General features: G+C 65.1%; 22 protein-coding genes and 1 tRNA gene. 15 read left to right on the top strand and 8 right to left on the bottom strand.

Features of this window, described 5'->3' with window-relative positions; genetic code table 11:
• Positions 1-95: 95 nt before the first annotated feature.
• Positions 96-839, bottom strand: coding sequence for an SIMPL domain-containing protein (locus tag AC58D2_RS17755; RefSeq protein WP_497392415.1), 744 nt, complete (start codon positions 837-839; stop codon positions 96-98).
• A 134-nt stretch (positions 840-973) separates the two neighbouring features.
• On the opposite strand from AC58D2_RS17755, the gene AC58D2_RS17760 reads away from it, so the two are divergent.
• Both AC58D2_RS17760 and AC58D2_RS17765 read left to right on the top strand, forming a co-directional pair.
• The gene (locus AC58D2_RS17760; RefSeq protein ID WP_497392416.1) at positions 974-2755 is read left to right on the top strand and encodes an ABC-F family ATP-binding cassette domain-containing protein; all 1782 of its coding nucleotides are present in this window, start codon (positions 974-976) and stop codon (positions 2753-2755) included.
• 53 nt (positions 2756-2808) lie between these two features.
• Positions 2809-3306, top strand: coding sequence for a DUF2569 family protein (locus AC58D2_RS17765; protein WP_497392417.1), 498 nt, complete (start codon positions 2809-2811; stop codon positions 3304-3306).
• Here AC58D2_RS17765 and AC58D2_RS17770 read toward each other — a convergent pair whose 3' ends face one another.
• Positions 3307-3789 (bottom strand): DUF6456 domain-containing protein, encoded by a 483-nt coding sequence (locus tag AC58D2_RS17770; protein WP_497392418.1) that lies wholly within the window; start codon positions 3787-3789, stop codon positions 3307-3309.
• An 89-nt stretch (positions 3790-3878) separates the two neighbouring features.
• Between AC58D2_RS17770 and AC58D2_RS17775 the strand changes: the two genes are divergently transcribed.
• Positions 3879-4439: a helix-turn-helix domain-containing protein gene (locus AC58D2_RS17775; RefSeq protein WP_497392419.1), complete on the top strand. Its 561-nt coding sequence runs from the start codon at positions 3879-3881 to the stop codon at positions 4437-4439.
• A gap of 115 nt (positions 4440-4554) precedes the next feature.
• Positions 4555-5721 carry a glycosyltransferase gene (locus tag AC58D2_RS17780; protein ID WP_497392420.1) on the top strand — a complete coding sequence of 389 codons (1167 nt, stop codon included), beginning with the start codon at positions 4555-4557 and terminating at the stop codon, positions 5719-5721.
• A 543-nt stretch (positions 5722-6264) separates the two neighbouring features.
• On the opposite strand, the gene secF is transcribed toward AC58D2_RS17780, so the two are convergent.
• From secF to yajC, 3 genes are read right to left on the bottom strand one after another with little or no spacing between them, the layout of a single operon-like run.
• Positions 6265-7248 carry a protein translocase subunit SecF gene (gene secF / locus AC58D2_RS17785; protein WP_497392421.1) on the bottom strand — a complete coding sequence of 328 codons (984 nt, stop codon included), beginning with the start codon at positions 7246-7248 and terminating at the stop codon, positions 6265-6267.
• 17 nt (positions 7249-7265) lie between these two features.
• A complete protein-coding gene (gene secD / locus AC58D2_RS17790) occupies positions 7266-8879 on the bottom strand; it encodes a protein translocase subunit SecD (protein ID WP_497392422.1) in 1614 nt (537 codons plus the stop codon).
• A 50-nt stretch (positions 8880-8929) separates the two neighbouring features.
• Positions 8930-9259, bottom strand: coding sequence for a preprotein translocase subunit YajC (yajC, locus tag AC58D2_RS17795; RefSeq protein ID WP_497392423.1), 330 nt, complete (start codon positions 9257-9259; stop codon positions 8930-8932).
• A gap of 260 nt (positions 9260-9519) precedes the next feature.
• On the opposite strand from yajC, the gene AC58D2_RS17800 reads away from it, so the two are divergent.
• Both AC58D2_RS17800 and ybaK read left to right on the top strand, forming a co-directional pair.
• Positions 9520-9596 (top strand) — tRNA-Pro (locus tag AC58D2_RS17800).
• Positions 9597-9637: 41 nt separating this feature from the next.
• Positions 9638-10111, top strand: coding sequence for a Cys-tRNA(Pro) deacylase (gene ybaK, locus AC58D2_RS17805; protein ID WP_497392424.1), 474 nt, complete (start codon positions 9638-9640; stop codon positions 10109-10111).
• Here the strand turns inward: ybaK and AC58D2_RS17810 are convergent.
• Entirely contained in the window at positions 10108-10599 is a 492-nt protein-coding gene (locus AC58D2_RS17810; protein WP_497392425.1) for a MarR family winged helix-turn-helix transcriptional regulator, read from the bottom strand. The two genes, ybaK and AC58D2_RS17810, sit on opposite strands and share 4 nt — an antisense overlap.
• 267 nt (positions 10600-10866) lie before the next feature.
• Here AC58D2_RS17810 and ectA point away from each other — a divergent pair, with 267 nt between their 5' ends.
• The 7 genes from ectA (at position 10867) to AC58D2_RS17845 (ending at position 18185) form a co-directional block, all read left to right on the top strand.
• Positions 10867-11373, top strand: coding sequence for a diaminobutyrate acetyltransferase (gene ectA / locus AC58D2_RS17815; RefSeq protein ID WP_497392514.1), 507 nt, complete (start codon positions 10867-10869; stop codon positions 11371-11373).
• A 2-nt stretch (positions 11374-11375) separates the two neighbouring features.
• Positions 11376-12683, top strand: coding sequence for a diaminobutyrate--2-oxoglutarate transaminase (gene ectB, locus AC58D2_RS17820; RefSeq protein WP_497392426.1), 1308 nt, complete (start codon positions 11376-11378; stop codon positions 12681-12683).
• Positions 12684-12724: 41 nt separating this feature from the next.
• Positions 12725-13126 (top strand): ectoine synthase, encoded by a 402-nt coding sequence (locus AC58D2_RS17825; RefSeq protein WP_497392427.1) that lies wholly within the window; start codon positions 12725-12727, stop codon positions 13124-13126.
• Between the two features lie 63 nt (positions 13127-13189).
• Positions 13190-14113 carry an ectoine hydroxylase gene (gene thpD, locus AC58D2_RS17830; protein WP_497392428.1) on the top strand — a complete coding sequence of 308 codons (924 nt, stop codon included), beginning with the start codon at positions 13190-13192 and terminating at the stop codon, positions 14111-14113.
• Positions 14110-15552 carry an aspartate kinase gene (locus tag AC58D2_RS17835; RefSeq protein WP_497392429.1) on the top strand — a complete coding sequence of 481 codons (1443 nt, stop codon included), beginning with the start codon at positions 14110-14112 and terminating at the stop codon, positions 15550-15552. The genes thpD and AC58D2_RS17835 overlap by 4 nt, the downstream gene beginning before the upstream one ends.
• Positions 15553-15572: 20 nt before the next feature.
• Positions 15573-16838, top strand: a complete 1266-nt coding sequence (locus AC58D2_RS17840) for an MFS transporter (RefSeq protein WP_497392430.1) — start codon at positions 15573-15575, stop codon at positions 16836-16838.
• Positions 16839-18185, top strand: a complete 1347-nt coding sequence (locus AC58D2_RS17845) for an MFS transporter (RefSeq protein ID WP_497392431.1) — start codon at positions 16839-16841, stop codon at positions 18183-18185. It begins immediately after the preceding gene.
• Here the strand turns inward: AC58D2_RS17845 and AC58D2_RS17850 are convergent.
• A complete protein-coding gene (locus AC58D2_RS17850; protein WP_497392432.1) occupies positions 18168-19484 on the bottom strand; it encodes a sugar MFS transporter in 1317 nt (438 codons plus the stop codon). The two genes, AC58D2_RS17845 and AC58D2_RS17850, sit on opposite strands and share 18 nt — an antisense overlap.
• Positions 19485-19894: 410 nt before the next feature.
• Complete coding sequence (locus AC58D2_RS17855) at positions 19895-20872, bottom strand: NADPH:quinone oxidoreductase family protein (RefSeq protein WP_497392433.1); 978 nt, start codon at positions 20870-20872, stop codon at positions 19895-19897.
• Positions 20873-20942: 70 nt separating this feature from the next.
• Here AC58D2_RS17855 and AC58D2_RS17860 point away from each other — a divergent pair, with 70 nt between their 5' ends.
• Together AC58D2_RS17860 and AC58D2_RS17865 are read left to right on the top strand one after the other, a co-directional pair.
• Entirely contained in the window at positions 20943-21518 is a 576-nt protein-coding gene (locus AC58D2_RS17860; protein WP_497392434.1) for a glycoside hydrolase family 108 protein, read from the top strand.
• Between the two features lie 53 nt (positions 21519-21571).
• The gene (locus tag AC58D2_RS17865; RefSeq protein WP_497392435.1) at positions 21572-21985 is read left to right on the top strand and encodes a holin family protein; all 414 of its coding nucleotides are present in this window, start codon (positions 21572-21574) and stop codon (positions 21983-21985) included.
• Positions 21986-21997: the final 12 nt, after the last annotated feature.

Consider the following 21997-nt stretch of genomic DNA (forward strand, 5'->3'; position numbering starts at 1 on the left):
ACTAATGCCCCGCTCGTCCTGAGGAGGGGCTGAGCTTGTCAAAGCCCAAGCTCAATGGCTCCTCAGGACGAACGGCGGGGGGCCGAACCGACGTCCTACCGCACCAGCCGGTACTGGAAATTCAGCGTCAGCGTATTGCCGACCTGCCCCGGCTCGACCGGCGTCGACTTCGCCTCGGCCGCCATCATCTGTACGCGCGGCATCGGCGGCTGCGGACCGTTATAGCTGCCGCCTTCGCTGATCGACACCAGTTCGACCCCGCGATAGCCAGCCAGCTTCGCATAATCCTGCGCCTTCGCCTCGGCCGACTTGATCGCCGCGCCGCGCGCGCCGACGAGCATCGCGTCGGGGTCCTTCATCGCGAACCACGGTCCGTCGATATTGGTCCCGCCCGCCGCGACCAACGCGTCGAGCAGCGGGCCCAGCCCTGCGATATCGCCGGTCGTCGCGCGGACGCTGTTCGTCACCTGATAGCCCAGAAAGCGCGGCGGCTGGCCGTCGGTGCGGTTGCTGTAGTCATATTGCGGCGACAGGTTGATGCCGCTCGTCTGGATGTCGTCGGCCTTGATGCCCTGCTTCTTCGCCGCCGCGACCAGCTTGTCCATCGCCGCGGCGTTGGCGCGCATCGCTTCGACCGCGGTCGGCGCAGTCGTCTGCACGCCGGCGCCCACGGTCGCCTGATCGGGCCGCGCACGAACCTCTTCGCTCACCGAAAAGCTCAATATCGGCCCCTGCGTCGTCGCCGTCGTCACCGTCGTTCCTCCCTGCTGCGCAATGGCGGGCGTCGCTGCGATCAGCGCCAGTCCGGTCGCCATGGCGGTGAACATCTGCGTTTTCATGATTATCTCCTGTCAGCCGGGGATCCGACACGTTGTCTGCCCGTCCCCGTAACGCCGACGGAGCGGACCCGTTCCGCCCTTTGCCCGAACGCCGCTTGCATCGCGCTGAACGCGCCGGTAGCGAGCCGTTCATCATGGCGGCACCGATCTTATCCTATGAAGGCCTAGGCCTCGTCCAGGGCAGCGGCTGGCTGTTCCGCGGGCTCGACATCTATATCGGCGCGCGCGACCGGCTCGCGCTGATCGGCCGTAATGGCGCGGGCAAGACGACGCTGCTCAAGCTGCTCGCCGATCGTATCGACCCCGACGAGGGCAAGCGCACCATCGTCCCCGGAACCCATGTCGTCCTGCTCGAACAGGAACCCGATTTCACGGGTTATGCGACGCTGATGGACTATGCCGTCGGGGGCGTCCATCCGCCCGAGAGCCACGAGGTCGCGGCAATCGCCGACCAGCTTGGTATCGACATGGGCCGCGAGGCGGCGAGCGCGTCGGGGGGCGAACGTCGCCGCGCCGCGATTGCCCGCGCGCTGGCGCAGAACCCCGACGTGCTGCTTCTCGACGAGCCGACGAACCACCTCGACCTCGCCGCAATCGACTGGCTCGAAGGCTGGCTGTCACGCTTCACCGGCGCCTTTGTCGCGATCAGCCACGACCGCACCTTCCTGACGCGCCTCACACGCCAGACGCTGTGGCTCGACCGCGGCAACATTCGGCGCAAGGAAATCGGCTTCGGCGGCTTCGACGCCTGGACCGAAGCGATCTATGCCGAGGAAGCGCGCGCCGCCGAAAAGCTCGACGCCAAGCTGAAGCTCGAGGCGCACTGGCTTCAGCGCGGGGTCACCGCACGCCGCCGCCGCAACCAGGGGCGGCTCGAAAAGCTGGTCGAGATGCGGGCGCAGCGCGCGGCGATGATCGGCGGCCCCGGCGTCGCCAAGCTCGGCCTCGCCAACGACGATGTGCGCTCGAAATCGGTGATCGTCGCCGATCATATTTCCAAACGCTTCGGCGACCGGACGATTATCCGCGATTTCGACTTCCGCATCCAGCGCGGCGACCGCATCGGCATCGTCGGCGCGAACGGCGCGGGCAAATCGACGCTCCTCAAGCTCCTGACCGGCGAGATCGAGCCCGACGAGGGCAAGGTCACGCTCGCCCCGACGCTCGACGGCATCGTCATCGACCAGCAGCGCAGCCTGTTGTCGCCCGAAAAGCGCGTGCGCGACATCCTCGCCGACGGCGGCGACTGGGTCGAGGTGCGCGGGGTCAAGAAGCATATCCAGGGCCATCTGAAGGACTTCCTCTTCGACCCCGGCGTCGTCGAGGCAAGCGTCGGCGCGCTGTCGGGCGGCGAACGCTCGCGCCTGCTCCTCGCCCGCGAATTCGCCCGCGAATCGAACCTGCTCGTCCTCGACGAGCCGACCAACGACCTCGACCTCGAAACGCTCGATCTCTTGCAGGAAGTCATCGCCGACTATGACGGCACGGTGCTGCTCGTCAGCCACGACCGCGACTTCCTCGACCGCACGGTGACGGTGACGCTCGGCCTCGACGGGTCGGGCAAGGTCGATGTCGTCGCCGGCGGCTATGCCGACTGGGAGGCGAAGCGCAACAAACCCGCGGCGGCAAAGGCGAAAGCCGAAAGCGACGCCGCAACGCCGCCGCCTCCGCCGCAGCCGCGCAAGAAGCTCTCCTACAAGGACCAGCGCGACTACGACCTTCTCCCCGGCCGCATCGAGGCGATCGACGCCGAGATGGCCGACATCGAGACCGAGCTATTCGACGGCAGCCTGTTCACCCGCGACCATGCGCGCTTCACCGCGCTGACCGAAGCGCTCGAAACGCTGCGTCAGGAAAAGGCAGCGGCCGAGGATCGCTGGCTGGCGCTGGCGGAAGAGGTGGAAAGTCTGGGCTGATCGACTTGCGCTACGCACCGACCTAAAGCACTCTGGCAAAAACGGGGGCAATCGTGGTGGATAAAGCAGATTCGACCGAGTTGCAGGGAATCGGTGGATGGTTGGCGTTCCTTATCGTAATACTCGGCCTCGTCACGCCGCTTCGCATCATTTTGATGGCAACCGTCAGCAACAAGGAAATTATGGAGGTCGCGGACCTATTGGGGTCGGGTTCCGAAACCTATCTTACCTTCAACTGGGTCGTCTGCGCCCTGTCTGCTCTGGTGAGTATCGCGGTGGCAATCAGGCTCGCAAACGTCCATCGATGGTCTTCGGTAAAGATCTGCATTGCCGGCCTGTGGGGGATGGCTGTTCTGCCCGGCCTGTCTGATCTGGCAATGTCAGCAATATTGTTTCCGAAACTGGCAGGAGGCGCCCTTCCCGACGTAGCTCTCGGAATAGGGCAATCGTCGATATCCGCGACGCTGTGGACCGCATATTTGCTTCGTTCAAAACGTGTGGCGAACACATATATCCGCGATTTGTCGGACACGCAGCGCATTTTCGGCTGATCACCCCGTCCCATAAAAGCGCGCCAGCCGATCCAGCGCCAGCGTCAGCACCAGTTTCCCCGAACGCGCCGGCCAGCCAAGCGCCTTCTCCGCTCCCCCTACCCCTTCGCCCGCACAGATCACCCGCCAGCAGATGTCGGCCAGCCCCGGTCCCGCCGCGTCGAGGGCGGCATGGAAACGCCGGTGCGCGTCAATGCGCGCGAGCGACGCATCCGCTGCGCGCGCGCCGCCGCGGCTCTTGCCCGGTGGCGCCGCATCCCACCGCATCGTGACCCGCGCGGCCAGCCCCGCGCGCTCGTAATCGGCGCGCAGCCGCTCGCCCGCGCCGAGTTGGGCTTCGGTCAAATGCCCGCGCGCCGCGAGCCACGCCAGCGGGCTTTCGGCGGTATTGACCGTCACATGCCGCATCACCTGCGGTCCCACCTTGCCGGGGTCGACCCGGTCGTCGGGGTGGAGGCGGGTTTCAAGGCGGCGTACGGTCATCGGCGATCTCCTGCTACTCGACGAATCAGCCTTGACATTGGATCATCATGTAGGAAAGAAGAAACCAAATTGGTTATCGAGGACGAGCTATGATCAACAGCATCCGCGCGGTCCGCCGTGCAAAGGGCCTGACGCTCGACGAGGTCGCGCAGCGCTGCGATCCGCCGACGACCGCCCAGACGATCGGTCGTCTGGAAACCGGTACGCGCACGCTGTCGCTCGGCTGGATGAACCGTATCGCGAAAGCACTCGGCGTCGATGCCGCCGAGCTCGTCCAGCTGCCCCAGGATACGCAGCTCACGATCACCGCGCTACTCGGCGCCGATGGCGCCCAGGCCCCTACGCGTACCGAACAGGCGCTTACAGCAAGGCCGAGCGAGGATATGGTGGCGATGCGCGTCACCTCGTCGATCGGCGACTATCGCGCCGGCGACGAAATCTGGTGCCGCCGGATCGAGGGCGACTGGGGCCAGGCGCTCAACCGCGACCTGCTTGTTCCACGGCCCGCCGGACGATTTTTCTTTGCCCGGCTGCTCAACGTCGACGGCGAAAAGCTCCACCTACTGCCGCTCGGCACCGGCCAAAGACAGCAGGTCGTAGCCAATCCGCCGTGGGCCGCGGTCGCGGTGCGACTGATCCGCTCGCTATAGAATTTTGCTTGCGGTCTTGAACGCGTCGAAGACTCGAGGGCTCCCTTTTTTTACCAGGTTGCACAGGAAGAACGGTGGTTCGACAAGCTCCATATGACCGGACGAGGGATAGCCGATGACGCCGCTCCGCGTCTTGTCGATCGCGACGCTCTTCCCCGACACGGAACGCCCCAACTTCGGCTTGTTCGTCGAGCGCAGCCTGCGCGCGCTCGCCGCACAACCGGCGATCGATCTGACCATCGTCGCACCGGTCGGCCTCCCGCCCTGGCCGCTGTCGCTACATCCGCGCTACGCGGCGCTGCGCCATCTGCCCCGGCAGGACGTGTGGAACGGCCTGACGGTGCACCGGCCCCGCTTCACGCTCGTCCCGAAAATCGGAGCGCGCCTTAATCCCGCCGCGATCGCCCGCGCCGTGCTGCCCATCGCGGGCGAGGTCCGGCCCGATGTCGTCGACGCCCAATTCTTCTATCCCGACGGCCCCGCGGCGATGCGCGTTGCCGAACGATTGGCCCTTCCGTTTTCGATCAAGGCGCGCGGAGCCGACATCAGTCATTTCGGACACGATCCGGCCAGCAAACCCCAACTCCTCCGCGCCGCCGCCGCCGCTACGGGCCTGCTTGCCGTGTCGGATGCAATGCGCAGCGACATGGCGACGCTCGGGATCGACCCGTCCGGGATCGCCGTCCATTATACCGGCATCGATACCGACCGCTTCTCGCCGGGAGACCGCGCCGAGGCGCGCGCGATGCTCGGGATCGCCGACGCACCCACCATCCTGACCGTCGGCGCGCTGATTCCGCGCAAGGGGCAAGCCCTGGTGATCGAAGCGCTGACCGCCCTGCCCGGCGTTCACTACCATCTTGCGGGCGCGGGGGAGGAAGAAGGACGCTATCGTGCGCTGGCCACTCGGCTGGGGGTCGCCGATCGCGTCCACCTGATGGGTCCGGTCGCCAACGCCAATCTGCCGATGCTCTACCGCGCCGCCGATGTCGTCGTGATGCCATCGGCGAGCGAGGGGCTCGCAAATGCGTGGGTGGAAGCGATAGCCTGCGGAACGCCGATCGTCATCAGCGGCGCCGGCGGCGCCGCCGAGCTCGTCACGTCGCCGGCCGCCGGCCGTATCGTGCCGCGCGATCCCGAAGCGATCGCGGCCGCCATATCGGACATCCTCGCGGCCCCACCGCTACCCGCGGCGGTCGCCGCAAGCCTTGCCGGCCGCTTCAACTGGGACCGCAACGGCCGCGAACTCGCCGATCATTTGCGGCGCTGCGCGGGACGTTAGGCGGCAAAGGAAGGTCTGCTTCCGACCGAAAGCGACCCTTCCTCTTCTCGTCACCCCGGACTTGATCCGGGGTCCATGACTTCGGCGCTGCTATGGATCCCGGATCAAGCCTGTCCTGAGCTTGTCGAAGGGTCCGGGATGACGAATATCAGTGAACGACCGGAAGTCGACAATCCACGTCTTCGACATTGTCATCCCCGCGAACGCGGGGATCCAGAGCCTGCATAGGCTGATCCATCCCTGGGTTCCCGCTTTCGCGGGAATGACAAAAGGGAGGAAATGTCCGCTTCCCACCCCGTTCCGACCATTCACTGCCACTTCGGCTGCAACGACAGCAAGCGACCGGAGGTGGACATAAGCCCCTCCCCTTCAGGGGAGGGGTTGGGGTGGGGGCCATCGGCCTTACGCGAGGCCGATGGCCCCCACCCGCTGCGACTAACGAACAAGTTCGTAAGTCTCGCTGCCCTCCCCTGAAGGGGAGGGCCTGAACTTATTCAAACGTCCGCTCCCCACCCCGAAACCGCCGTTCCAATCCTCTTGTGTTCAGACCACCGCGCCGTCGTCGCCCTTGCTCGCAATCCGCTCGGCGCCCTCGGTCGCCGCGCTCGTGCGCGGGACGAAGCTGTCGGGGCCGACCTTCAGCCACACGAGGATCGGCGCCGACATATAGATCGACGAATAGGTGCCGACGAATATGCCCAGCAACATCGCCGCGGTGAAGCCGAAGATCACGTCGGGCCCGACCCACAGCAGCACCGCGAGGGCGATGAGCATCGTGAAGCTGGTCATCACCGTGCGCGCCAGCGTTTCGTTGACGCTGAGGTCGAGCAGCGGAACGATCTGCATCTTGCGATATTTCTTCAGATTTTCGCGGATGCGATCATAGACCACGATCGTATCGTTGAGCGAATAGCCGATGATCGTCAGCAGCGCGGCGACGATGTTGAGGTCGAACTGCAACTGGGTCAGCGCGAAAAAGCCAAAGGTCAACGCAACGTCGTGAAATAAGGCGAACAGCGCGCCGACGCCGAACTGCCATTCGAAGCGGATCCAGATATAGATCGAAATCGCGACCATCGCGAGCGCAAGGCTCAACGCGCCGGTGCGCAGCAATTCGTCGGACACCTTGCCCGAAACCGTCTCGACCGATCCGGTCTTCGCGGTCGGGAACGCCTTGTGGATGCCGTCGACAAGAATCTTGCCCGCGCGATCCGCGGCGGCCTTGTCGCCTTCGGGCAGCGCGGTGCGGATCGAAACCGCCTTGTCCGATCCGAATTGCTGGATCGTCGCTTCGCCAAGGCCGATGTCGCCGACCTTCTCGCGAATCTCGTCGATCTTCGGCATGGCGCCGGTGAATTCGACGCGCACCGACTGGCCGCCGACGAAATCCACGCCCAGGTTCAGTCCGCGCACCGCGACCAGCGCGATCGACGCGATGATCATCAGCACGCTGATCGCCATCGCGATGTTCCGCCATTTCAGGAACTGGATATTCGTGTCGTCGGGGACGAGTTTCAGCAGACGCATGGTTTCGGTCCCTTCCCTTAAATGTTGAGCGCGGCCGGGCGCGACCTGTGCAACCAGCGGGCCGCGAACAGGCGCGTCACGGTGACGGCGGTGAAGACGCTGGTGACGATGCCGATGGTCAGCACCACGGCGAAGCCCTTGATCGGGCCAGAGCCGAACCAGAACATCAGCGCCGCAGCGATCACGTTGGTGATGTTCGCGTCGAAAATCGCGCGGCTTGCTTCCTTGTAACCGATCTCGACCGCCTGGAACACGCGTCGTCCACGCTTCAATTCCTCGCGTATGCGTTCGTTGATCAGCACGTTGGCGTCGACCGCCGCGCCGATCGTCAATACGAAACCGGCGATGCCGGGCAGCGTCAGCGTCGCATTGAACATGCCCATGATCGCGATAATCAGGGCGATGTTGAACATCAGCGCAACGTTCGCATAAACCCCGAACCGGCCATAAACGACGATCATGAATGCCAGTACCGCGACCGTCGCGACAATCCCGGCGATCGCGCCCTTGCGGATCGAATCGGCACCCAGTTCGGGCGTGACGGTGCGCTCCTCGACCACCGCCATCTTCACCGGCAGCGCGCCCGAGCGTAGCGAGATCGCGAGCGCGTTCGCGCTGGCGACGGTAAAATTGCCCGAAATCTGTGCGCTACCGCCCAGGATCGGTTCGTTGATCGACGGCGCCGAAAGCACCTGGCCGTCCAGCACCATTGCAAAGCGTTTGCCGACACTCTGCGACGTCACGCGCGCAAAGGTCGCCGAACCGCCCGAATCGAAGCGGATCGACACCACCGGCTGGTTGGTCTGCGGGTCAAAGCTTTGCTGCGCATCGATCAACTGCTCGCCGCTGATCATCACCTGGCGGCTCAGCACCTCGAACGGCGCGCCATAGCCCTCACCGGGGGCATAGGGGACGATTTCGCTGCCGACCGGAGCGCGGCCCTGCGCGGCTTCATTGGGGTCGGCATTGGCATCGACCATGCGGAATTCCAGCCGCGCGGTCTTGCCGATCAAATCCTTCAACTGCTGCGGATCCTGAAGGCCCGGTACCTGGACCACGATACGATCGTCACCCTGGCGGATGATCGTCGGCTCGCGCGTGCCGAGCGAATTGACGCGGCGGTCGATGATGTCGCGCGCGGTGTCCATCGCGCGGTCGACGGCCTGATCGAGCCCCGCCTGCGTCGGGGTCAGCACGATGCGCGTCGTGTCGACGACTTCGATATCCCAGTCGCGCTGCCCGCTCAGCCCCGCGCCCTGCGTTTCGCGGAACAGCCGCTCGCGCGCTTCGTCGAGCTGGGTCTGATCGCGCACGAGGAAGCTGATCGACCCGCTGGCGGTCCGCAATTCGCCGATCGCAATATCGTCATCGGGTCCGCGCTCGCCGCGCATCGCCGTGCGCACGGTCTTTTCCATGTTGGTCAGCTGCGTCTTGCGAAGGTCGGCGAGGTCGGCCTCGAGCAGCAAGTGGCTGCCGCCGGCAAGGTCGAGGCCCAGATTGACCTTCGTCTGCGCAAAGGACGGCAGGCTTTCGAACGCCTTTTCGGGGAGAAAACTTGGTATGGCAAAGACGATGCCGAACAGCAGGATGATGCTGATGCCGATGGTTTTCCAGCGCGGGAAATCGAGCATGGTGGGATTCCGTTAGCGATGGCCGGCCCCTGTCGCGGGGCCGCGCCGCGTCAGTCGTTGGCGGGCTTGCCGCCGGGCTGCAGGACGTCCGACAGGGTCGACTTGACGACCTTGATCTTCACCCCTTGCGCGATTTCGACATCGACAAAATCGTCGTCGACGCGTGTGACCTTGCCGACGATCCCGCCGCCGGTAACCACCTGGTCGCGCGGCTTGACCGCCGCGACCTTGGCGCGATGCTCCTTCATCCGCACCTGCTGCGGGCGGATCATGAAGTACCAGAACACGCCGAAGATGAGCACATAGGGAACCAGCATCAGGAAACCGGCTGCCCCGCCCCCCGATCCGGCCGCCTGGGTCAGAAGCAATGACGTCGACATGAATGAAAGACTTTCCGTTCGAAAGCGCCGCCTTTCCGTCCCGGAAACCGGCGCGCGAAATGATGGCGCGGCGCCTATCACGCAGGGGCGCGGCGCGCAACCAATGGCTGCGGCCCATCCCCCTCGGCAGGCTTGGCGCAGATGGGGCTTTTCGCGGCCGCTTCAAGCCACCCGCGTGCGATTGCGACCGACGGGCGCTCGCCGCGCTTGCATCGCCCGTCAAGGCGCGCTAGGGGCCTCGCCTGCCCCACGGGGCCGGTCGGGACGTAGCGCAGCCTGGTAGCGCATCACACTGGGGGTGTGGGGGTCGGAGGTTCGAATCCTCTCGTCCCGACCAATTTCATCTTCGCAGCATCGAAATTTTCCGCGGAGGTCGCCATGTCGCGAGCGACACGCGCCACAAGGGCGCTCGAACAGGCGGGCATCGCTTTCACCATCCACGTTTACGACTATGATCCGGGCTCGGCGCGCGTCGGGCTCCAGGCCGCCGAAGCGCTGGGCGAGGACCCCTCGCGCGTCCTCAAGACCTTGATGCTGCTTGTCGACGACAAACCCGCCTGCGCGATTCTCGCATCCGATCGCGAGCTGTCGATGAAGCGGGTCGCCGCCGCGTTCGGCGGCAAAGCGGCGGCGATGATGCCCGTAGCGCAAGCAGAGCGCATCTCGGGTTACAAAGTCGGCGGCGTCAGCCCCTTCGGACAGGCGCGCCGCCTTCCGGTCGCGATCGACGAACCCGCCCTCGCGCACGCGCGCGTGTATATCAATGGCGGACAGCGCGGCTTGCAGGTCCGGCTCGACCCGCGCGAGGCCGCGGCGCTCCTCGGCGCCTTGATCGCGCCCGTCGCCGCCTAGCCCTTGCGCTCGGCCCGGTCGATCGCGCCGGTGTCGAGCAGCGGCGCGGCATCGATGTCCTGCGCGTCCAGGACGAACGCGAGTTTCTCGACCGCCGCGAGGATCATCGCCTGTTCCCATGCCGGCAGCACCGAAAAGCGCTCGGCAAAGGTCATTTGCAACAGGTCGGGCGCCTCGGCGAGCGCCGCGCGTCCCGCCGGGGTCGCCGACAGCAGGAACTGGCGCTTGTCCTTTTCGCTCCGCGCCCGCGTCGCAAGCCCGCCCGCCACCAGTCGGTCGACGATCGCCGTGATCGTCGCATGGCTGAACTGCAGACGTTGCGCGACCTGGCCCGGGGTCACGGGGTCGCCGCCGCCCATTTCGTTGAGCACCAGAAGCTGCGACGGGGTGAGGCCCGTCATCGCCGCCAGCTTGCGGCTACCCGACTCGGTCGCGCGCAGGATGCGGCGCAGCGCGCGCAGGGTCGCGTTGGGAATATCGCTGTCCATTTCGCTTGCTTAGCCGCGCGTTGCTGCGACGCCAACGGCAATATCACGTCGCACACGGGCAATTTTTATTTCATATATTGAAACAGTTTTGCCCAGCGGGGTTGATCGCGAGGGAACAATCGCTATGTATCGCGCGCTTTCAAAAGACCCGGCAAACGGGTATAGCGAGATAGATATTTCAGGAGATGAACAATCTTTGACCGGCAAAAAGACGATACGTCCTTGCCAGATGCCAGCGATCACCCTTCCGCCGAAAGCACGGACGGCATTGTCCTGCGCAAGCCGCAGGCCACCGACGGCCCCGCAGTCACCGCGCTGATCGCGGCCTGCCCGCCCCTCGATCGCAATTCGGCCTACTGCAACCTCGTTCAGTGCACCCATTTCGCGGATCATTGCGTGGTCGCCGAAAAGGATGGCCAGGTCGTAGGCTGGGTATCGGGTCATCGCCCGCCGTCGGCCCCCGACGAATTCTTCGTCTGGCAGGTCGCGGTATCGACGGCGGCACGCGGTCGAAAGCTGGCGGGCCGGATGATCAATCACCTGATCGACCGGCCGGAGCAGGACGGCGTGACCCATCTGATCACGACCGTCACCGACGACAATCAAGCCTCATGGGCGCTCTTCAAGGGCCTCGCCCGCGATTGGGACACCAGCCTGGAACGCAGCGCCCTCTTCGAGCGCGAAGCCCATTTCGCCGGCGCCCACGACACCGAATACCAGGCCCGCATCGGGCCGCTAAAACATAAGAAACCGCAGGAAATACAGGGACAATAGACATGACTATCACCACCCCCAAACCGTCCGGCCAGATTCCGGACCGCAGCATCTATGAGCGTCGCGAAAGCGCCGTCCGCAGCTATGCCCGCGCCATGCCGCGCCAGTTCGACAAGGCCGAAGGCGTGTGGATGCACGACAATCAGGGCGGTCGCTATCTCGACTTCCTGTCGGGTTGCTCGACGCTCAACTACGGCCACAATCACCCGATCCTGAAGCAGGCGTTGATCGATTATATCTCGGCCGACGGCATCACCCACGGGCTCGATCTTCACACCGATGCGAAGGAGCGTTTCCTGACCACCTATGAAGAGCTGATCCTGAAGCCGCGCGGGCTCGATTATCGCGCCATGTTTACCGGCCCGACCGGGACCAATGCGGTCGAGGCGGCAATCAAGCTCGCGCGCAAGATCACCGGCCGCGAAACGGTCATCGCTTTCACCAACGGCTTCCACGGCATGACGCTCGGCGCCCTCGCCTGCACCGGCAACGCCGCGAAGCGCGGAGGTGCCGGTGTGCCCCTGAGCCACGTCAGCCACGAACCTTATGATGGCTATTACGGGCCCGACGTCGATACCGCGGAACTGCTCGAACAGCGCCTTACCGACCCGTCGAGCGGCCTCGACGCGCCGGCCGCGATCCTCGTCGAGACGGTTCAGGGCGAAGGCGGGCTCAATGCCGCATCGCCCGAATGGCTCCGCAAGATCGCCGTGCTGGCGAAAGAGCATGGCGCGTTGCTGATCGTCGACGACATCCAGGCGGGATGCGGGCGGACCGGCAATTTCTTCAGCTTCGAAGGCATGGGCTTCACGCCCGACATCGTCACGCAGGCCAAGTCGCTTTCAGGGATGGGCCTGCCGTTCGCCCTGACCCTGTTCCGTCCCGAACTCGATCGATGGTCGCCGGGCGAGCATAACGGCACCTTCCGCGGCAACAACCATGCGTTCGTCACGGCGACCGCTGCGCTGCGCCATTTCTGGAGCGACACGGCATTTCAGGACGATATCGCGCGTCGCGGCCAGCTTCTCGAACAACGCCTCGGCGCGATGGCAAAGGAGCATGGCTTCGAAACCCGCGGGCGCGGGATGATGCGCGGCATCAACGTCGGCTCGGGCGAAATCGCGGACGCCGTGACCGCGGCCTGCTTCGAACAGGGGCTGATCATCGAAACGAGCGGCGCCCACGGCGAAGTCATCAAGGTGCTCGCTCCGCTCGTCATCGACGACGCGCTGCTCGCCGAAGGGCTCGACATCCTCGAAGCCAGGCTGCGCGAAGCGATGGCCCAGGACCTCGCCGTCGCCGCCGAATAACCGACCGTCAACCAGACACATCAATTCAGGAGATAATCCGCATGTTCATCCGCAATCTTGGTGAAATCCGCAAGAGCGACCGCAACGTCCGTTCGGACGGCTGGGCCAGCGCCCGCCTGCTGCTCAAGGACGACAATATGGGCTTCTCGTTCCACGTCACGACGATGTTCGCCGGACAGGAACTGAAAATGCACTATCAGAACCATCTGGAGGCGGTCCTCGTCCTCAAGGGCACGGGCACGATCGAAGATCTCGCCACCGGCGAAATCCACAAGCTTCAGCCCGGCGTGATGTATGCGCTCAACGACAATGATCGCCACATCGTGCGCCCCGAAACCGACATATTGACCGCGTGTGTTTTCAACCCGCCGGTCACGGGCAAGGAAGTGCATGACGAAAACGGCGCCTACCCGGCCGAGGCCGACATGGTCGCCGCCGACTGACCACTCCCTCGCGCTCAGCGAGCCATCGACCGACCCACAGACACAATAGCAGGGGGACGTCTCATGAAAGACCTCTATCCATCAAGGCGCTCGGCGATGCCCGAGATGCTGCCCAGGCTCGATCCGGTCGTCCATAACGAATGGACGGCCGACGCGCCGATCAGCCGCGAACAGACCGACCAATTCGATCGCGACGGTTATCTCGTGCTCGACGATATCTTTTCCGACGCCGAAGTCGCCTATCTCCAGGGTGCGGCGGGGACGCTGCTCGGCGATCCCGACGCGCTCGATGCCGAAACGATCATCGCCGAACCGCAGAGCAAGGAAATCCGCTCGATCTTCGAACTTCATCGCCAGAGCGACGTGATGGCGCGCCTTGCCGCCGACGCGCGCCTGTCGAACGTCGCGCGCTTCCTGCTCGGCGACGATGTCTACGTCCACCAGTCGCGCCTGAACTACAAGCCCGGCTTCAAGGGCAAGGAATTCTATTGGCACAGCGATTTCGAAACCTGGCACGTCGAAGACGGCATGCCGCGAATGCGCGCGCTGTCGATGTCGATCCTGCTCGCCGAAAACGGACCCAATAATGGTCCGCTGATGGTGCTCCCGGGCTCGCATCGCAGCTTCCTCAGCTGTGTCGGCGAAACGCCTGAAAATCATTATCTCAGCTCGTTGAAGAAACAGGAATATGGCGTCCCGGACGAGGACAGCCTGGCCGAAATCGCCCATGAACAAGGCATTGCCGCACTCACCGGGAAACCCGGAACGGTCATCATCTTCGACTGCAACCTGATGCACGGGTCGAACGGCAACATTACGCCCTTCCCGCGCTCGAACGCCTTTTTCGTTTATAACGCCGTCAGCAACCAGCTTCAGGCGCCGTTCGGCGTCGAGAGGCCACGTCCGCGCTTTCTGGCTCATCGCGGCGCCCCGGTGCCGCTGACTGTCGCAAACGGACCGCTGACCCAACAGGAGCTTGCCGCATGACCGGAACGCACAGCGTCGAAAAGATCGGCGGCACTTCGATGGCCGCCACCTCCACCCTGTTCGACAATGTCCTGATCGCGGGACGGTCGGGCCAGGACCTCTATAACCGCATCTTCGTCGTCTCGGCCTATGCCGGAATGACGAACCTGCTGCTTGAAAACAAGAAGACGGGCGAACCCGGCGTTTACGGACATTTTGTCGACGACGACGATGCCGATGCCTGGCGCGAAGCGATGGACAAGGTTCGTACAGCCATGCGCGAACGCAATGCCGGGATGTTCGTGAGGCCCGAAAGCCGGGACGAGGCCGATCGCTTCGTCGATGCCCGCATCGACGCGGTAACCGCGTGTCTCGACGACCTCGCGCGATTGCGCAGCCACGGGCGCTTCAGCCTGAAGGAACAGCTGGTGACGGTGCGTGAGCTGCTCGCAGGGATCGGCGAAGCGCATAGCGCGCACAGCACCGCTCTCCTGCTCCGCGACCGCGACGTCAATGCCCGGTTCGTCGATTTGACACTCTGGAACGAGGACGATCTGCGAAGCCTCGATGAACGCATCAAAGAAGCTTTCGCGTCGATCGACCTTGCCACCACCCTTCCCGTCGTCACCGGCTATGCCGGCTGCGAAGGGGGCATGGTACGCCGGTATGCGCGCGGCTATACGGAGATGACCTTCTCGCGGCTCGCGGTCCTGACCCGCGCGCGCGAGGCGATCATCCACAAGGAATTCCACCTTTCGAGCGCCGATCCAAAGCTGGTCGGCGAGGACAAGGCGCGCAAGATCGGCCGCACCAACTACGATGTCGCCGACCAGCTCGCCAACCTTGGCATGGAGGCGATTCACCCCGGTGCCGGACGCGGCCTTCGCCAGTCGGGCATTCCGCTGCGCGTGCGCAACACCTTCGACCGCGAGGACGAGGGCACGCTCGTGACCGGCGATTATGTCTCGGACGTTCCAAGGGTCGAGATCGTCACCGGCATTCAGCAGATGCAGGCGCTGCAATTCTTCGAACAGGACATGGTGGGGGTAAAGGGCTATGACGCCGCGATCCTCGATGCGCTGACGCGGCACAAGCTGTGGATCGTCAGCAAATCCTCGAACGCCAATACGATCACCCATTATCTGTCGGCCAGTGCCGCGGCGGTGAACAAGGCGCTCGTCGAGTTGCAGGACAAATATCCCGATGCCGAAATCACCAAGCAGCCGGTGGCGATGGTATCGGTGATCGGCAGCGACATCTCGCGCCCGGGGCTCGTGCCCGACGCGCTGCGCGCGCTCGACGACGCTGGCGTGTCGCTGGTCGCGATGCAGCACCAGATCCGCAACGTCGACGTGCAATTCCTCATCGAACCGCGCGATTTCGACAAGGCGGTGGCCGTCCTGCACAAGACGCTGGTCGAGGAAGACGGGGCCGCGGTGGAGAACCGGCGCGCCGCGTAAGGCGGTTGCCCGGCCCCTCCATGCTCGCATCGATCCTGCCGGTCCGAAGCCTGCTGACCGCCATCTTCGTGATGATGGCGGGCAGCGGCTTCCTGTCGACGCTGATCGGGCTGCGGCTCGAACGCGCGGGCAGCGGGACGATGATCATCGGCCTCGTGGCAACCGCCTATTTCGGCGGGCTCGTCCTTGGCGCGCTGCGCGCCGGGAGCATCGTCCGCCGGGTCGGGCATATTCGGGCCTATGCCGCGTTCGTCGCGTTGCTTTCGGCCAGCACCCTCACTTATGCGCTGTTCCAGCAGCCCGTGTTGTGGGGCGCGCTTCGCTTCGTCGACGGGGTCTGCGTGGCGGGTGTCTTCATCTGCGTCGAAAGCTGGCTCAACGACCGCGCCGAGCCTGAAACGCGCGGCACGATCCTCGCCTTCTACATGGTGTCGCTCTATTCGGGCCAGGCGCTTGGCCAGCTCTTGCTCCGTTCGGGCAACACGGCGCCGCAAATTCCCTTCGAGCTCGCGTCGATCCTGATCTCGCTTGCCATCATCCCCGTGTGCCTGACGCGCAGCCACGCCCCGGCGCTCGAAGAGGCCGCCTCGCTGCCGCTCCGCCGGTTGTTCGAAGCCTCGCCGCTCGGGGTGGTCGGCGCGGGGATCACCGGGCTGCTGCTTGGTGCCTTCTATGGCCTCGCCGCCATCTATGCGCGCCGGCTCGGGCTCAGCCTTGCCGATACCGCGACCTTCATGATGGTCGTCATCCTCGGCGGGGTTGCGCTGCAATGGCCGCTCGGACGTCTTTCGGATCGCTATGATCGTCGCCGCGTGATCGTCGGCGGGTTCGTGGCGACCCTTGCCGTCAGTCTCGGCCTCGGCCTCCAGCCATCGGGTGTCTTGCTGCTCGCGCTCGGCTTCGCGTTCGGCGGCCTCAGCTTCGCACTATATCCGTTGAGCGTCGCCCATGCCAACGATCGGCTCCTGCCGTCGGAGCGCGTGACCGCGAGCGGGCAGCTCGTCCTTCTCTATTCGGCGGGCGCCGCCGCCGGACCGATCGCCGGCGCCGCGGCGATGACCTTCGCAGGGGCCGGCGGCCTTTTCCTTTTCATTGCGCTCTGCGCCCTGGCGATGACGGGTTTCGGGCTGTGGCGCCTCGCGGTGACCGACGCGGTGCCGACCGAGGCGCAGCAGGACTTCCAGATCCTGCCACGCACGACTCCGACCGCGGCGCTGCTCGACCCCGCCCTTTCCGACGATGACGATGCGGCCAAGGGGGCCGCGCCCCAGCAACAGGTGACCTAGATGACAAGCGACACGATGGCCCCGGCCGGCCCGGCCCCGACCGGCGAAAAGACCGATCCCGCGACGCTGCGCCGCGCCATTACGGCGTCGGCGCTCGGCAATGCGACCGAATGGTTCGACTATGGCATCTATGCCTATGGCGTCACCTATATCTCCGCCGCGCTCTTTCCCGGCGACACCGACGAAGCGGTGCTGTTCGCGCTCGCGACCTTTGCCATTTCGTTCCTCGTCCGCCCCCTCGGCGGCCTGTTCTGGGGGCCGCTCGGCGACCGCATCGGCCGCAAGTCGGTGCTCGCACTCACCATCCTGATGATGGCGGGCGCGACCTTCGGGGTCGGGCTGATTCCCGATTACGACCATATCGGCTTCTGGGCGCCCACGCTGCTCATCGTCCTGCGCATGGTGCAGGGCTTCTCGACCGGCGGCGAATATGGCGGCGCGGCGACCTTCATGGCCGAATATGCCCCCGACGACCGGCGCGGCTTCTTTGGCAGCTTCCTCGAATTCGGCACGCTCGCGGGCTTCTCGCTCGGCGCCTCGCTGATGCTGATCTTTTCGCTGACGCTGGGCGATACCGCGATGCACGACTGGGGCTGGCGCATCCCCTTCATGGTCGCCGCACCGATGGGGCTCGTGGGCACCTACCTCCGCTCGAAGATGGAGGACACGCCGGTCTTTCTGGAGGAATGCGTGGTCGAGGAAGGGCGCCAGGCGCCCGGGCTCGGTACCCTGGTGCGCGATCACTGGCGTCCGCTGCTGGTCGTCGGCGGGCTGGTCGTCGCGCTGAATGTCGTCAACTATACGCTGCTCAGCTACATGCCGACCTATCTCCAGCGCCGCATCGGCCTCACCACCGACGAGGCGCTGATCGTGCCGATCATCGGCATGCTGTTCATGATGCTGTTCCTGCCCTTCGCCGGCGCGCTGTCCGACCGCATCGGACGCCGCGCGATGTGGCGCTTCTCGCTCCTCGGCCTGCTCGTCTTCGTCGTCCCGCTCTATATGCTGATGGGAACCGGGCTGACCGGTGCGATCGTCGGCTTCATCCTTCTCGGGCTGCTCTATGTGCCGCAGCTTGCGACGATATCGGCCACCTTCCCCGCGCTCTTTCCCACCTCGGTGCGCTTCGCGGGCTTTGCCATCGCCTATAATGTCTCGACATCGATTTTTGGCGGCACCGCGCCCGCGATCGGCAGCGGGCTGATCAGCTGGACCGGGGACCAGCTGATGCCCGCTTACTATATGATCTTCTCGTGCCTCGTCGGGCTCGTCGCACTCAAATATATGCCCGAAACCGCCGGCCGGTCGCTGCGGGGCAATCCCTTTGTATCAGACGGCGACGACTGACGCCGGCGCCTCGGCGGGACGCCTCGCATAGAGGCCGTACGACGCGATGACGGCATAGCAGAGCGCGGGCAGCGCCAGCGCGGTGCCCAGCCCGACATGGTCGGCCAGCGCGCCATAGAGCGCCGGGATCACCGCGCCGCCGGCGATGGCGACATTGATGATCCCCGACCCGTCGGCCGCCCGCGCGCCGAGCTTTTCGCATGCGAGGCTGAAGATCGTCGGGAACATGATCGAGTTCATCAGCCCGACGGCGATAAGTGCATAGCCCGAAACCGTACCGCTGCTGCTTACCGAAACGCCGATCAGCGCCAGCGCCCCGCATGCGACCATCGCGAGCAGCAGCCCCGGATTGATCACCCGCAGCAGGCCCGATCCGATAAATCGGCCGACGAGCGCCCCGCCCCAGTAAAAGGACAGCAGCTTGCCCGCCTCTGCATCCGTCAGGTTCAGGACGTGCGGTTGCGCCAGATAATTGACGAGGAAGCTGCCGATCGCGACCTCGGCGCCGACATAGAGGAAGATGCAAAGCGCCCCGAACCCGAAACGCCGGCGCTTCAGCAGCGCTAGGCCGTCGGCCAGCGTCGAGGCCTCGTGCTTTTCCCCCTTCAGGCGATTGCGGAACAGCCATACCGCCGCCGCAACCACCGCGAGTGCGGCTGCGATGCCCAGATAGCCGTGCACGATCGCCTGGCTTTCGGCGGTACGATAGGCGTCGAGTTCGATCCCCGAAAGCTGGTCGGCGCTGACCTTCGCCAGCCCGCCGAGAATCAGGATCGCACCGAAATAGGGAAAGATCGTCGTCCCCAGCGAATTGAACGCCTGGGCAAAGGTCAGCCGGCTGTGCGCGGTCTTTGCCGGACCGAGCAGGCTGATCAGGGGATTGGCGACCACCTGCACCAGCACGACGCCGCTCGCGAGAACGAAATAGGCAAAGAGGAACAGGCCGAACACCGCGGTCTGGCTCGCCGGAATGAACAGGAAACAGCCGACGATCATCGTCGCCAGCCCCGCCACCGCGCCGCGCATATAGCCGATCCGCTTGACCAGGCGCGCGCCGGGAATGCCGACGATCGCATAGGCGACGAAAAACCACACCTGTACCAGCGACGCCTCGAAGAAGCTCAGCGTGAACAGTTCCTTCAGCTTGGGGATGATCACGTCGTTGAGCGAGGTGATGCCGCCGAAGATGAAGAACAGGCCCAGCACGAACAACCGCAGCTCGGGGGCGTCGACATGCGACCCTTCGCTTTCGACGGGGTTCGGGTCGCTGCTGCTGCTGGCGTTGGGCGCAAGGGCCATGAAATCGTCTCCCCATCCTATACGGGAGGGTGGCCCTCCCCTTATCTCGCCGACGCTAGCGAGAGCGCTCGCCGCTGACCATCCGCTATCCCGGCCCGCATAGCTATGCAAGGGAACGTTCCCAAAGAGAAGATCAGGGCCTTTTGCGAAATGACCGCTTGGGGGTGGGGAGCTGCCATTCGCTCAACCTCCTTCGTCATCCCGGACTTGATCCGGGATCCATAGCAGCGCCGAAGTCATGGACCCCGGATCAAGTCCGGGGTGACGAGAAGAGGAAGGGTCGCTTTCGGTCGATGGCCGCCGTTCCCGTTCCGGCCAAGTCGCAAACACGCCCCCGGTCCGTTGCGTCCTTCCGAACCCCTCCCCTTCAGGACGGGCTCAAGCCTGCCTCAATCGACGTCGGAAAAATTCTAGGGCCGCAAAACCACCTTCCCCACCGCCTCGCGCCGTTCGAGCATCGCGAACCCGGTCCGCCAGTCGGCCAGATCGAGCACCGCGTGGACGTGCGGCCGAATGCGCCCGGCGGCCGCCAGCGCGTCGATGACCGCCAGATTCTCGACACCGCGCTCGGGAAAGCGACGGCCATATTCGCCAGCGCGGACTCCGACCACCGAAAAGCCCTTGATCAGCGGGATGTTGGCCGACACCTCCGGAATGCGCCCCGACGCGAAGCCGACGACCAGCAGCCGCCCGCCGAATGCGATGCAGCGGGTCGATTCGTCGAAAACATCGCCCCCGACCGGATCGAAGACGACGTCGGCGCCCTTGCCGCCCGTCAACGCCTTCACCGTCTCGCGAAAGCCCGGCTCGGCCGCGATCACCGCGTCGGGCGCGTAGAGATCGGCGAGCGCCTGGCGCTTTGCCGCGCGGCTCGCCACCGCAATGACCCGCGCACCGAGCGCCTTCGCCAGATCGACCGTCGCCAGCCCGACGCCGCCCGCCGCGCCGTGCACCAGCACCCAGTCGTCCGCTTCGACCCGGCCGCAGCGCACCAGGGCGACATAGGCGGTCAGATAGGCGACGCCATAGGCCGCGGCGGCTTCCCACGTCAGCCGATCGGGCTTGCGGCGCAGCGCGCGCACCGGCACCACGATCGCCTCGGCCATTGCCCCGAAGCGATTGCCACCAACCACCGCATCGCCGACCGCCCAGCCTTCGGCTCCCTCGCCCAGCGCCTCGACCTCGCCCGCGAACTCGAGCCCTGGGGTAAAGGGCAAGTCGGGTTTGAGCTGATATCCGCCATTGGTCATCAGCAGGTCGGGGAAATTCACCGCCGCCGCACGCACCCGAACGCGCACCTCTCCCGAACCCGGGACCGGAACCGGCCGCTCGACCAGCGCGCAGCCGCCGTGATCGGGCGCCAGCTCGGATATCTGCAAAGCCCGCATCGAAAACCCCTTTCCTACATTGTTCCTATATGGTTCTTTTTATGTTCCACAAACACCAAAGGAGCGAATCATGCCAAAACCCGATTTTCAGGCCTGCGATGCCGACGCGCTTATCGATGCCGTCATCGACCGCGAGGGCCGATATGTAAACCACCCCTCCGACCGCGGCGGCGCGACCTGCTGGGGCATTACCGAAGCCGTCGCGCGCGCCGAGGGCTATACCGATGCGATGGCCAGGCTGCCGCGAGAAACCGCCGCGTCGATCTACCGCCGCCTGTATTGGCAGCATCCGCGGTTCGATCAGGTCGCGTTGCGCGCACCGCGGATCGCCGCCGAACTGTTCGACACGGGGGTCAATATGGGCACCGCCGCCGCGACGGGTTTCCTCCAGCGCGCGCTCAATGCGCTCAACCGGGCCGCACGCGACTATCCCGACATCGCGGTCGACCGGACCATTGGCCCGCGCACCCTGTCGGCGCTCGACGGCTTCCTGCGCGCGCGCGGTGCGGCGGGCGAGACGGTGCTGCTGCGCGCGATGGAGGCACTGCAGGGCGAACGCTACATCGCGCTCGCCGAACGCCGCCCGAGCCAGGAGGCCTTTCTCTATGGCTGGCTCGCCAACCGCATCGGACAAAGCGACGCGTGAAGGCGCGCCATTGGGCTGAACTTTCCTGAACTTTGACATCATGGAGCGTATCAATGAGCATCATCGAAGGCCTGATCGGCCCCGTCGCCAAGCTGATCGATAAGATCATCCCCGACCCCGAAGCGCGCGACCGCGCCAAGCTCGAGCTGTTGAAGCTCGAAGGCAGTCAGGAGATGGAGGCGATGCGCACCCGCATGACCGCGATCGTCGCCGAAGCCAACAGCGCCGATCCGTGGACGAGCCGTGCGCGGCCGAGCTTTCTCTACGTCATGTATGTGCTGCTGCTCTGGGCGATCCCGATGGGCCTCATCGCCGCCGCGCGCCCCGAAATGGCAAAGGGCATCGCCGACGGCATGAACGCCTATCTCGCCGGCATACCCGAGCCGCTCTATGCGCTCTTCGGCACCGGCTATCTCGGCTATACCGCCGCGCGGGCGTGGGGGAAAGCCAAGGGTGTTGAGGGGTGAGTCGTCACCCCA

Source organism: Sphingopyxis sp. CR5, assembly GCF_059693785.1.